Source organism: Pseudomonas sp. P7779, from assembly GCF_013386315.1.
Classification (GTDB): domain Bacteria; phylum Pseudomonadota; class Gammaproteobacteria; order Pseudomonadales; family Pseudomonadaceae; genus Aquipseudomonas.
Map to the genome: position 1 here is coordinate 258,253 of NZ_JACARZ010000005.1, position 11,596 is coordinate 269,848.

The 11,596-nt window shown below is 62.5% G+C and carries 12 protein-coding genes; 11 read left to right on the forward strand and 1 reads right to left on the reverse strand.

All coding sequences use genetic code 11. The features are described from left to right. Window positions 1-9 precede the first annotated feature (9 nt). The 3 genes from spoT to HX869_RS02865 all read left to right on the forward strand — a co-directional run bounded on the left by spoT (window position 10) and on the right by HX869_RS02865 (window position 3,327). Complete coding sequence (spoT, locus tag HX869_RS02855; RefSeq protein WP_008439435.1) at window positions 10-2,115, forward strand: bifunctional GTP diphosphokinase/guanosine-3',5'-bis pyrophosphate 3'-pyrophosphohydrolase; 2,106 nt, start codon at window positions 10-12, stop codon at window positions 2,113-2,115. Between the two features lie 24 nt (window positions 2,116-2,139). Further along, entirely contained in the window at window positions 2,140-2,520 is a 381-nt protein-coding gene (locus HX869_RS02860; RefSeq protein WP_003213288.1) for a RidA family protein, read from the forward strand. A 63-nt stretch (window positions 2,521-2,583) separates the two neighbouring features. Beyond that, window positions 2,584-3,327: a hypothetical protein gene (locus HX869_RS02865; RefSeq protein WP_003213290.1), complete on the forward strand. Its 744-nt coding sequence runs from the start codon at window positions 2,584-2,586 to the stop codon at window positions 3,325-3,327. A 44-nt stretch (window positions 3,328-3,371) separates the two neighbouring features. Here the strand turns inward: HX869_RS02865 and HX869_RS02870 are convergent, their stop codons facing one another. Beyond that, window positions 3,372-4,223 (reverse strand): SDR family oxidoreductase, encoded by an 852-nt coding sequence (locus HX869_RS02870; RefSeq protein WP_178902713.1) that lies wholly within the window; start codon window positions 4,221-4,223, stop codon window positions 3,372-3,374. A 189-nt stretch (window positions 4,224-4,412) separates the two neighbouring features. Here HX869_RS02870 and exbB point away from each other — a divergent pair, with 189 nt between their 5' ends. The 8 genes from exbB to recG all read left to right on the forward strand — a co-directional run bounded on the left by exbB (window position 4,413) and on the right by recG (window position 11,571). Then, the gene (gene exbB, locus HX869_RS02875; protein ID WP_087693713.1) at window positions 4,413-5,399 is read left to right on the forward strand and encodes a tonB-system energizer ExbB; all 987 of its coding nucleotides are present in this window, start codon (window positions 4,413-4,415) and stop codon (window positions 5,397-5,399) included. 6 nt (window positions 5,400-5,405) lie between these two features. Then, window positions 5,406-5,831, forward strand: a complete 426-nt coding sequence (gene exbD, locus HX869_RS02880; RefSeq protein ID WP_003213296.1) for a TonB system transport protein ExbD — start codon at window positions 5,406-5,408, stop codon at window positions 5,829-5,831. Then, window positions 5,828-6,577, forward strand: a complete 750-nt coding sequence (locus HX869_RS02885) for an energy transducer TonB (RefSeq protein WP_003213297.1) — start codon at window positions 5,828-5,830, stop codon at window positions 6,575-6,577. Before exbD ends, HX869_RS02885 begins: the two co-directional genes overlap by 4 nt. Before the next feature lie 167 nt (window positions 6,578-6,744). Continuing rightward, window positions 6,745-7,080 carry a cupredoxin domain-containing protein gene (locus tag HX869_RS02890; protein WP_003213299.1) on the forward strand — a complete coding sequence of 112 codons (336 nt, stop codon included), beginning with the start codon at window positions 6,745-6,747 and terminating at the stop codon, window positions 7,078-7,080. A gap of 3 nt (window positions 7,081-7,083) precedes the next feature. Further along, window positions 7,084-7,902, forward strand: a complete 819-nt coding sequence (locus HX869_RS02895) for an FTR1 family protein (RefSeq protein ID WP_178902714.1) — start codon at window positions 7,084-7,086, stop codon at window positions 7,900-7,902. 19 nt (window positions 7,903-7,921) lie between these two features. Then, window positions 7,922-8,452 carry an iron transporter gene (locus HX869_RS02900; protein ID WP_087693714.1) on the forward strand — a complete coding sequence of 177 codons (531 nt, stop codon included), beginning with the start codon at window positions 7,922-7,924 and terminating at the stop codon, window positions 8,450-8,452. A gap of 114 nt (window positions 8,453-8,566) precedes the next feature. Next, window positions 8,567-9,487, forward strand: a complete 921-nt coding sequence (locus HX869_RS02905) for a hydrogen peroxide-inducible genes activator (protein WP_003213305.1) — start codon at window positions 8,567-8,569, stop codon at window positions 9,485-9,487. Between the two features lie 8 nt (window positions 9,488-9,495). After that, window positions 9,496-11,571, forward strand: coding sequence for an ATP-dependent DNA helicase RecG (gene recG / locus HX869_RS02910; RefSeq protein WP_003213306.1), 2,076 nt, complete (start codon window positions 9,496-9,498; stop codon window positions 11,569-11,571). Window positions 11,572-11,596 lie beyond the last annotated feature (25 nt).

Genomic DNA, 11,596 nt, shown 5'->3' on the forward strand with positions numbered 1-11,596 from the left:
GTTAATACTTTGCCGAGCATAGACGCCCTCGCCGATCGCTTATCGACCTACCTCGGCCCAGACCAGGTCAACCTGGTCCGCCGAGCGTATTTCTACGCCGAACAAGCCCACGACGGCCAACGCCGCCGCAGTGGCGAGGCGTATGTCACGCATCCTCTTGCCGTGGCCAATATTCTTGCCGACATGCACATGGACCATCAGAGCCTGATGGCCGCGATGCTGCATGACGTGATCGAAGACACCGGCATTGCCAAGGAAGCGCTCAGTGCGCAATTTGGCGAAACCGTGGCCGAACTGGTCGACGGGGTCAGCAAACTGACCCAGATGAACTTCGAGACCAAGGCCGAAGCCCAGGCGGAAAACTTCCAGAAGATGGCCATGGCCATGGCCCGGGACATCCGGGTGATCCTGGTCAAGCTGGCCGACCGGCTGCACAACATGCGCACGCTGGAAGTGCTGTCCGGTGAAAAACGCCGGCGCATCGCCAAGGAAACCCTGGAAATCTACGCGCCCATCGCCAACCGGCTGGGCATGCACGCCATTCGTATCGAGTTCGAAGACCTCGGCTTCAAGGCCATGCACCCGATGCGTTCCGCGCGCATCTACCAGGCAGTGAAACGCGCCCGGGGCAATCGCAAGGAAATCGTCAACAAGATCGAAGAATCCCTGAGCCATTGCCTGGCGATCGATGAGATCGAGGGCGAAGTCAGCGGCCGGCAGAAACACATCTACGGCATCTACAAGAAGATGCGCGGCAAGCGCCGGGCCTTCAACGAGATCATGGACGTGTACGCGTTCCGGATCATCGTCGACAAGGTCGATACCTGCTACCGCGTGCTGGGTGCTGTACATAATTTGTACAAGCCCCTGCCCGGACGCTTCAAGGATTACATCGCGATTCCCAAGGCCAACGGCTACCAGTCGCTGCATACCACGCTGTTCGGTATGCACGGGGTGCCGATCGAGATCCAGATCCGTACCCGCGAAATGGAAGAGATGGCCAACAACGGCATCGCCGCCCATTGGCTGTACAAATCCACCGGCGACGAGCAGCCAAAAGGCACCCATGCCCGCGCCCGCCAGTGGGTCAAGGGCGTGCTGGAAATGCAGCAACGTGCCGGCAACTCCCTGGAATTTATCGAAAGCGTGAAGATCGACCTGTTCCCGGACGAGGTCTACGTGTTCACGCCCAAAGGCCGGATCATGGAGCTGCCCAAAGGCTCCACGGCGGTCGACTTTGCCTACGCGGTGCACACCGACGTGGGTAACAGCTGCATAGCCTGTCGGATCAATCGTCGACTGGCCCCGCTGTCGGAACCGCTGCAAAGCGGCTCCACGGTGGAGATCGTCAGCGCACCGGGCGCGCGCCCGAACCCGGCCTGGCTCAACTTTGTGGTCACCGGCAAGGCTCGCACCCACATCCGTCATGCCCTGAAACTGCAACGCCGTTCCGAGTCCATCAGCCTGGGCGAACGCCTGCTGAACAAGGTGCTCAACGGCTTCGACAGCTCACTGGACAAGATCCCGGCCGAACGCGTGCAGGCGATGTTGCACGAGTACCGCCAGGAACTGATCGAAGACTTGCTGGAAGACATCGGCCTGGGCAACCGCATGGCCTATGTGGTCGCGCGCCGCCTGCTGGGCGAAGGCGAACAGTTGCCAAGCCCCGAAGGCCCGCTGGCGATTCGCGGCACCGAAGGCCTGGTGCTCAGCTACGCCAAGTGCTGCACGCCGATCCCGGGCGACCCGATTGTCGGCCACTTGTCCGCCGGCAAAGGCATGGTGGTGCACCTGGACAACTGCCGCAATATCAGTGAAATCCGCCACAACCCCGAGAAATGCATCCAGCTTTCGTGGGCAAAGGATGTCACTGGCGAATTCAACGTCGAGCTGCGGGTCGAGCTGGAACACCAGCGCGGCCTGATCGCCCTGCTGGCCAGCAGCGTGAACGCGGCCGACGGCAATATCGAGAAAATCAGCATGGACGAACGCGATGGCCGCATCAGCGTGGTCCAACTGGTGGTCAGCGTGCACGATCGCGTGCACCTGGCCCGCGTGATCAAGAAACTGCGCGCCCTGACCGGGGTCATCCGCATCACCCGCATGCGCGCCTAGCCCATCCATTACAAGGAGTCATTCATGACCAAGACTGTTATCACCAGCGACAAGGCACCAGCAGCAATCGGTACTTATTCCCAGGCGATCAAGGCGGGCAATACCGTCTACATGTCCGGCCAGATTCCACTGGACCCAAAAACCATGGAGCTGGTTGAAGGCTTTGAAGCCCAGACCATCCAGGTCTTCGAAAACCTGAAGTCGGTTGCCGAAGCTGCGGGCGGTTCGTTCAAGGACATCGTCAAACTGAACATCTTCCTCACCGACCTGAGCCACTTCGCCAAGGTCAACGAGATCATGGGCAAGTACTTCGAACAGCCGTACCCAGCCCGCGCCGCCATCGGCGTTGCCGCCCTGCCAAAGGGCGCGCAGGTTGAGATGGACGCCATTCTGGTCATCGAGTAAAACATCCGGCGCAGCGCTTCCACGGGAAGGCTGCGCCGAATTGGTTCTTGGAAGGATTTCGTAATGCGCAAAGCGCTCGTTGCCTCTTCGTTGCTCGCCCTGTTGCTCGGCGGCTGCGCCAGCAATCCCGCCGACCTGGATGTGAGCGGCACCTGGATCAACCAGGCCGCCATCGACGCGGCAGCCAAGGGCGGCCCTTTGCGTGAAGCCCTGCAGAGCTATGGTCCGAACCTCGAATGGGAGGTGAACACCAAAGCGTCCCAGGCCCGCTACTACAACGGTTTTGAAGTAGCTGAAGGCAAATTGCTGGGTGAAAAATCCGGCGCCTGGAGTGTCGATTTCTACGGCAGCTCCGCCACTGAACTCAAGCGTAAAGGCAAGCTGCTGCTGCAAGGGGCCAATGATAACGAGCCCGAGCAACTGTTCGCCCGTGCCAAGGATCCAGCCCCCGAAGGCGCGCCACTGGGTGCCAACTTCGAACGCACCCTGTACGCCGCCTACATGGGCGGCACCTGGAAAATCAGCAGCGGCACTGGCGAAGGCGCCACCGTACAGTTCCAGGCCAATGGCCAGGTGACCGGCTTGCCCGGCGCCGATCAGTACTCGCTGTGCCTGGCGGGCGATTGCGCCTCCATGAGCGGCGGCTACGACAGTATCTGGCTGCAGTTGAACGGCCAGGGCAACCCGTGGATCTTTGCGCGCAAGGGCAAGCAACTGGAGATCTTCCAGGCGATCAACACCGCCCAGGCCGACGAGGTGCCCTCGTTTACCCCCGGGCCACGACAGTGGTTGCTGGAAAAACAGTGACGCAAAAAAAGGAGCCCTCAGGCTCCTTTTTCTTCACGCCGCGATCAACCCTCCAGGATCGCCGCATACCCTTCGCGATAACTCGGATAACGCGGCACCCAGCCCAACGCCTTGGCCCGGGCATTGCTGCACTGTTTGCTCCCAGCACGGCGGACGCTGGCGCTCTCGGCCCATTCGGTCACGCCAAGGTACTCGCGCAACCAGGCAACCACCTCGGCCAGCGGGGCCGGAGCGTCGTCGACGCCGATGTAGCACTTATCCAGCACACCCCCCTGCTCCACGTGCTGCAGCAAAAACGCCAGCAAACCCGCCGCGTCATCCGCGTGAATCCGGTTGCCATATAAAGGCGGATCAATCGCCACGCGATAGCCCTGGCGCACTTGGCTCAACAACCACTCACGACCTGGACCATAAATCCCCGTAAGGCGCACGACACTGGCGGGAATGCCGCTATCCAACGCCACTTGCTCGGCTTCCAGCATGACTTGGCCGGAATAACCGCCTGCCTTGGTCTCGGAGCTTTCGTCGACCCACTCACCGTTCTGCTGCCCATACACACTGCTGCTGGACACAAACAACAGGTGCTTGGGCTCCTGGCCGTAGTCGTTCAGCCACTCCAGCACATGCCGCAACCCTTGCACGTATGCCGCACGATAACCCGCCTCGTCGTGATCGGTGGCGGCCGCGCAATACACCAGGTAATCCACCCCGCCCACCGGCCAGGTATCGGGGCAGTCTTCATTGAACAGGTCGCCGGCAATCCCGATAACGCCCTTGGGAAGGCGCGAAATATCCCGCCGCAGGCCATGAACCTCCCAGCCCTGGGCCAGCAATTGGGTGGCCAGACGGCTACCGACATCGCCGCAACCGGCAATCACCACAGAAGGCGCAGACATCACAAAACTCCGTTCTTAAAGGTCAAGGTTAGCCCCCGCAGATGACCAGCGGCCAGCAAAACGACAAATAAAGTAACTGTATTACTTCTGTTAACAAGAATTACTTGCAATAATAACCGCCCATTTGTCCTCGACCCGTTACGGTCTGGAAGGACGCTCACTCATTTTTTTCTCTCAGGTCCGGCCAGCATGACACGCAATACATCCCCCGCTTCGCCAACCAAGCCTCACAGCCCATCCCGCGCCTGGCGTGCGATTGCTGCAGTGCTGTTCAGCGTCCTGCTGGCACCGACCGCCGCGTTCGCCGACAACACCGCGCCGGCCGCCCCGCCTGCAGCGAGCGCGCCAGCTACAGAGCAAAACGCTCCTGCGCCAGCCGCTGCACCGGCCGCGACCGACCCGGCCCTGGCCGCCGAAGGCGCACCGGCTGACGAATCCGGCGTCGTGCTGGAAGAAGACAACAGCCTGGGCATGGCCCACGACCTGTCGCCGTGGGGCATGTACCAGAACGCTGACATCATCGTGAAGATCGTGATGATCGGCCTGGCCATCGCTTCGATCATCACCTGGACCATCTGGATCGCCAAGGGCTTCGAACTGCTGGGCGCCAAGCGTCGCCTGCGCACTGAAATCGTCCACCTGAAAAAAGCCACCACCCTGAAAGAAGCCAGCGAAAGCGCGGCGAAGAAGGGCACCCTGGCGCACCTGCTGGTTCACGACGCACTCGAAGAGATGCGCCTGTCGGCCAACACCCGTGAAAAGGAAGGCATCAAGGAACGCGTCAGTTTCCGTCTTGAGCGCCTGGTTGCCGCCTGCGGTCGCAACATGAGCAACGGCACCGGCGTGCTGGCCACCATCGGTTCCACCGCGCCCTTCGTCGGCCTGTTCGGTACCGTGTGGGGCATCATGAACAGCTTCATCGGCATCGCCAAAACCCAGACCACCAACCTCGCCGTCGTGGCGCCCGGCATCGCCGAAGCCCTGCTGGCAACCGCACTGGGCCTGGTTGCCGCGATTCCTGCGGTGGTGATCTACAACGTCTTCGCCCGTTCGATCGCCGGCTACAAGGCGCAGGTGTCGGACGCTTCGGCAGAAGTCCTGTTGCTGGTCAGCCGTGACCTCGATCACCTGCCTTCCGAGCGCAGCTCGCAACCGCATATGGTGAAAGTGGGGTAATCGGCCATGGGCCTGCATTTGAATCAAGGCGACGACGAGCTCGTCGAGAACCACGAAATCAACGTCACGCCGTTTATCGACGTGATGCTGGTGCTGCTGATCATCTTCATGGTGGCAGCACCGTTGGCCACCGTGGATATCAAGGTCGACCTGCCCGCTTCCAGCGCGAAACCTGCGCCGCGGCCGGAGAAACCGATATTCCTCAGCGTGAAGGCGGACCAGCGTCTGTTCCTGGGCGAAGAAGAAGTCAAATCCGACACCCTGGGCGCGGTGCTCGACGCCAAGACCCAGGGCAAGAAAGACACGACCATCTTCTTCCAGGCCGACAAGGGCGTGGACTACGGCGACCTGATGAGCGTGATGGATGCCCTGCGGGCCGCCGGCTACCTCAAGGTAGGCCTGGTCGGACTTGAGACGGCAGCCAAGAAATGATCACGACGCGCCACAAACTGACGCGTTATGGCACCAGCCTTGCCGTCGTGCTGGGCGTCCACGCCGTCGCGATCATCATCGCGCTCCAGTGGTCGGCGCCACATATGGTCCAGCTGCCTCCGGCCGCCATGGTCATCGACCTGGCACCGATGCCGGCGCCACCACCTCCGGCCCCGCCGAAGGTGATCACGCCGCCACAGCCGCCTGCGCCAGTGGAAGAGCTGCCATTGCCGAAACTGGCCGAGGCACCTAAGCCGACGATCCAGGTGCCAAAGCCGGTCAAGCCCAAGCCAAAACCACAGCCGCCCAAGCCTGTGGAGAAGAAGCCCGATCCGCCCAAGGAAAAACCTTCCGAAGAGCCGCCGAGCGAAACTCCGCAGAACAACGCGCCTACGGAAAAATCCGCCCAGCCACAACCGGGCCCTTCACCGCAGCAGATCGCGGCCAAGGCCACCTGGGAAAGTACCCTGCTGGGCCACCTGCAGAAGTACAAGAAGTACCCGCCGGGCGCCCAGGCGCGTGGCAAGGAAGGCCTGAACCGCCTGCGTTTCGTGGTGGATGCCGATGGCAACGTGCTGTCCTACGAACTGGTGGGCCGCTCCGGCAACGCCGACCTGGACCGCGCCACCCTCGACATGATCCGTCGTGCCCAGCCGCTGCCCAAGCCGCCGGCCGACATGTTGAAAGGCGGAAGCATCGAGATCGTTGCACCATTCGTTTACAACATCGAAAAACGTCGCCGCTAAACCCTACCGTGGGCACTCTCGGGTGCCTACGGCTGTTGCTCCCTCCCCCCGCATCACCGCAACCTGAACCAGGCTTGAACGAGTCAACACCTAACTCGATCTTCACTTGTAACACTTAAAGACAACGCTAATTATCCGCGAATAGTTCTCATTAGCGGACATTCGGCATGCCCAACCTTGCCCGGCTGGCTCTCCTCCTATTGGCTTTACCCGTCGCTGCACAGGCGGACCAGCTGGTCACCCTGGTCATTCAGAACCACACCTTCAGCCCCTCGACGTTCGAGGTGCCGGCCGGTGAGCGCTTTCGCATTCAACTCACCAGCCACGATGAAAGCGTCGACGAGTTCGAAAGCTACGACATGAAATTCGAAAAAATCATTGTCCCCGGCAACACCATCACGGTGTTTGCCGGCCCGCTGCATCCCGGCACCTACACCTTCTTCGATGACTACCACCCCGACCAGGCCAAAGGCACGGTCACCGCCGTCGCAGCCAAGGAGTAAGCCATGCTGGCCTGTCTGTTGATCGTGTTTCGTGAAGTGCTGGAAGCCGGGATTGTGGTGGGCATCGTGATGGCCGCCACCCAGGGCCTGGCAAGACGTGGGCTGTTCATTGGCGGCGGAATCGCAGCCGGCGTGCTCGGTGCCGGCATCCTCGCACTATTTACCGGCGCAATTACCCAGGCGCTGCAGGGCTTTGGCCAGGAGATTTTCAACGCAGCCATCCTGGTGGTCACCGTGGTCATGCTGGGCTGGCACAACCTGTGGATGGCCAGTCATGGTCGCGAGCTGGCGACCCAACTGCGCAGCGCCGGCAATTCAGTACTCAAGGGTGAAAAATCACTCTGGGCCCTGGCCGTGGTCATCACCGTGGCCGTGCTGCGCGAAGGCTCGGAAATCGTGCTGTTCCTCTATGGCATCGCCGCCTCCAGCCAGACAGACCCACTGTCGATGCTGGCCGGCGGCGTGCTCGGTATCGTCGCCGGCGCCGCGCTGTCCTGGCTGATGTACCGCGGCCTGGTCGCCATCAGCCTCAAGCGCCTGTTCTCGATTACCGGCTGGATGATCGCCTTGCTTGCCGCCGGCATGGCTGGCCGGGCCGCCGCGATCCTCGCCGGTATCGACCTGATTCCCGCCTGGGGCTACCAGCTCTGGGACACCTCCTGGCTGGTCTCCGATGGCAGCCTCACCGGCCGCGCATTGACCGCGCTGGTGGGCTACACCGACCGACCTCTGGGCGTTCAATTGGTGGCGTGGCTCGTCACCCTCTCGCTCCTGGTGCTGGGTAACCGTTTACTGCATTCACGCCCGACACAATCACATTAACCGCCCCAGGAGCCCCACCATGAAACACCTGCGCAACCCCTTCGCCGCCGCACTGCTGCTCGTCAGCGCCGTGGCCGCTTCCTCCCTCGCCCAAGCCCGCGAATACCCGATTGGCGGACCGGTGCAGATCAATGACATGGAGATCGCCTCCTCGTACCTGGTGGGCATCGAAATGGCGCCCATGCCGCCAGGCATGGTGATGAGCAAGGACTCGGTACACCTTGAGACCGATGTGCACGCCACCGCCGACAACAAATACGGCCTGTCCAACGGTGAGTGGGTGCCCTACCTGACCATCAGCTACTCACTGGTCAAGGAGGGCTCGCCCGACTACAAGGAAATCGGCACGCTGTTGCCGATGGTGGCCAAAGACGGCGCCCACTACGCCAACAACGTGAAAATGGACGGCCCCGGCACCTACACCGTGGTGCTGCGCTATGAAAGCCCACAGATCAAGGGCTTCTTCCACCATGTAGACAAGGAAACCGGCGTGCCTGAATGGTGGGCTCCCTTCACCGAAACCTTCACCTTCAAGTACCCGCAAAAGTGAAATACGGGGCGGCGATACCCGATTAACCGGTGTCGCGGCCCCTACGCTGTCTGATAACGTGCGTCTATCGATTGCAGCCGGTATGCTTGGCCCGCAACCTCATGGACGCCCGCTATGACTCTTACAGAATTACGCTACATCGTTACCCTCGCCCAAGAGCAGCACTTCGGCCACGCGGCCGAGCGTTGCCACGTCAGCCAGCCGACGCTGTCGGTGGGTGTGAAGAAGCTTGAAGACGAACTCGGTGTGCTGATTTTCGAGCGCAGCAAAAGCGCCGTGCGCCTGACGCCCGTCGGCGAAGGCATCGTCGCCCAGGCCCAGAAGGTTCTGGAACAGGCCCAGAGCATTCGCGAGCTGGCCCAGGCCGGCAAGAACCAACTGACCGCCCCGCTGAAAGTCGGCGCCATCTACACCGTCGGCCCGTACCTGTTCCCGCACTTGATTCCGCAACTGCACCGCGTCGCGCCGCAGATGCCGCTGTATATCGAAGAAAACTTCACCCACGTGCTGCGCGACAAACTGCGCAACGGCGAGCTGGACGCGATCATCATCGCCCTGCCGTTCAACGAGGCGGATGTGCTGACGCTGCCGCTCTACGATGAGCCGTTCTACGTGCTGATGCCGGCGTCCCACCCATGGACGCAGAAAGACACCATCGACGCGGGCCTGCTCAACGACAAGAGCCTGCTGTTGCTGGGCGAAGGCCATTGCTTCCGCGACCAGGTGCTGGAAGCCTGCCCGACCCTGACCAAGGGCAACGACGGCGCCAAGCACACCACCGTGGAGTCCAGCTCCCTGGAAACCATTCGCCATATGGTCGCCTCCGGCCTGGGTATCTCGATCCTGCCGCTGTCGGCGGTCGACAGCCATCACTACGCCCCCGGCGTGATCGCCGTGCGCCCACTGACGCCGCCGGTACCGTTCCGCACTGTGGCGATTGCCTGGCGTGCGAGCTTCCCGCGTCCGAAAGCGATTGAAATCCTCGCCGACTCGATCCGCCTGTGTTCGGTGGCCAAGCCGCCTGCTGCGAGCTAAGTAACGGTATGACTGAGCTGTCGCAGGTATCGGTGACGGCACTCAAGGGTGTCGGGGAGGCCATGGCCGAGAAGTTGGCCAAGGTCGGGCTGGAAAATCTCCAGGACGTGCTGTTCCACCTGCCCCTGCGTTACCAGGACCGCACCCGCGTGGTGCCCATCGGCCACTTGCGCCCTGGGCAGGACGCCGTGGTTGAAGGCACCGTCAGCGGCGCCGACGTGGTGATGGGCAAGCGCCGCAGTTTGGTTGTGCGCCTGCAAGACGGCACCGGCGGCCTGAGCCTGCGCTTCTACCACTTCAGCAACGCCCAGAAGGAAGGCCTCAAGCGTGGTACCCGCGTGCGCTGCTACGGCGAAGCCCGGCCCGGCGCTTCGGGGCTGGAAATCTATCACCCGGAATACCGCGCGATTACCGGCGACGAACCGCCGCCGGTAGACACCACCCTCACGCCAATTTACCCGCTCACCGAAGGCCTGACCCAGCAGCGCTTGCGCCAACTGTGCATGCAGACTCTGACGATGCTCGGGCCAAAAAGCCTGCCCGACTGGCTGCCCCAGGAACTGGCGCGCGACTATCAACTGGCGCCGCTGGATGATGCGATCCGCTACCTGCATCACCCACCCGCCGATGCCGACGTCGACGAGTTGGCTCTCGGGCATCACTGGGCCCAGCATCGCCTGGCGTTCGAAGAACTGCTGACCCATCAACTGTCCCAGCAGCGCCTGCGCGAGAGCATGCGTTCGCTGCGCGCGCCGGCCATGCCCAAGGCCAAGCGCCTGCCTGCGCAATACCTGGCCAACCTGGGGTTTGCACCGACGGGCGCCCAGCAACGGGTCGGCAACGAAATTGCCTACGACCTGAGCCAGAAAGAACCGATGCTGCGGCTGATCCAGGGCGACGTGGGCGCGGGTAAAACCGTGGTCGCCGCCCTCGCCGCGTTGCAGGCCCTCGAAGCCGGCTATCAGGTGGCGCTGATGGCGCCCACCGAGATTCTCGCCGAGCAGCACTTCATCACCTTCAAGCGCTGGCTCGAACCGCTGGGCCTGGAAGTCGCGTGGCTGGCCGGCAAGCTCAAGGGCAAGAACCGCGTAGCCGCCCTGGAGCAGATCGCCGCCGGCGCCCCGATGGTGGTGGGCACCCACGCGTTGTTCCAGGACGAAGTGAAGTTCAAGAATCTGGCGCTGGTGATCATCGACGAACAGCACCGCTTCGGTGTGCAGCAGCGCCTGGCCCTGCGCCAGAAAGGCGTGGGCGGCCGCATGAGCCCGCACCAGTTGATCATGACCGCCACACCGATCCCGCGCACCCTGGCCATGAGCGCCTACGCCGACCTCGACACTTCGATCCTCGACGAACTGCCGCCGGGCCGAACGCCGGTCAACACCGTGCTCGTCACCGACACCCGCCGCGTCGAAGTCATCGAACGGGTGCGCGGCGCCTGCGCCGAAGGCCGTCAGGCGTATTGGGTGTGCACGCTGATCGAAGAATCCGAAGAGCTGACCTGCCAGGCCGCCGAAACCACCTACGAAGACCTCACCAGCGCCTTGGGCGAACTCAAGGTCGGGCTGATTCACGGTCGCATGAAGCCGGTGGAAAAGGCCGCGGTAATGGCCGAGTTCAAGGCCGGCAACCTGCAATTGCTGGTGGCGACCACGGTGATTGAAGTAGGCGTCGACGTCCCCAACGCCAGCCTGATGATCATCGAGAACCCCGAGCGCCTGGGCCTAGCGCAACTGCACCAATTGCGCGGCCGCGTCGGCCGGGGCAGCGCCGCCAGCCACTGTGTGCTGCTGTACCACCCGCCGCTGTCGCAGATTGGTCGCCAGCGCCTGGGCATCATGCGCGAAACCAACGACGGCTTCGTGATCGCCGAAAAAGACCTCGAACTGCGCGGCCCCGGCGAGATGCTCGGCACCCGCCAGACCGGCCTGCTGCAATTCAAGGTCGCCGACCTGATGCGCGATGCCGACTTGCTGCCCGCCGTGCGCGACGCGGCCCAGGCGTTACTGGAGCGTTGGCCGGAACACGTCAGCCCGCTGCTGGATCGCTGGCTGAGACATGGGCAGCAATACGGCCAAGTGTGACGGCTGACTCACTTAGACAACCCTC

Bases quoted from the DNA above. Each gene is read 5' to 3' on its own strand.
- HX869_RS02890 (WP_003213299.1), top strand. From the start codon at position 6,745: ATGCCCAACCTTGCCCGGCTGGCTCTCCTCCTATTGGCTTTACCCGTC.
- HX869_RS02870 (WP_178902713.1), bottom strand. From the start codon at position 4,223: ATGTCTGCGCCTTCTGTGGTGATTGCCGGTTGCGGCGATGTCGGTAGC.
- exbB (WP_087693713.1), top strand. From the start codon at position 4,413: ATGACACGCAATACATCCCCCGCTTCGCCAACCAAGCCTCACAGCCCA.
- HX869_RS02860 (WP_003213288.1), top strand. From the start codon at position 2,140: ATGACCAAGACTGTTATCACCAGCGACAAGGCACCAGCAGCAATCGGT.
- HX869_RS02865 (WP_003213290.1), top strand. From the start codon at position 2,584: ATGCGCAAAGCGCTCGTTGCCTCTTCGTTGCTCGCCCTGTTGCTCGGC.
- HX869_RS02885 (WP_003213297.1), top strand. From the start codon at position 5,828: ATGATCACGACGCGCCACAAACTGACGCGTTATGGCACCAGCCTTGCC.
- exbD (WP_003213296.1), top strand. From the start codon at position 5,406: ATGGGCCTGCATTTGAATCAAGGCGACGACGAGCTCGTCGAGAACCAC.
- HX869_RS02905 (WP_003213305.1), top strand. From the start codon at position 8,567: ATGACTCTTACAGAATTACGCTACATCGTTACCCTCGCCCAAGAGCAG.
- HX869_RS02895 (WP_178902714.1), top strand. From the start codon at position 7,084: ATGCTGGCCTGTCTGTTGATCGTGTTTCGTGAAGTGCTGGAAGCCGGG.
- recG (WP_003213306.1), top strand. From the start codon at position 9,496: ATGACTGAGCTGTCGCAGGTATCGGTGACGGCACTCAAGGGTGTCGGG.
- HX869_RS02900 (WP_087693714.1), top strand. From the start codon at position 7,922: ATGAAACACCTGCGCAACCCCTTCGCCGCCGCACTGCTGCTCGTCAGC.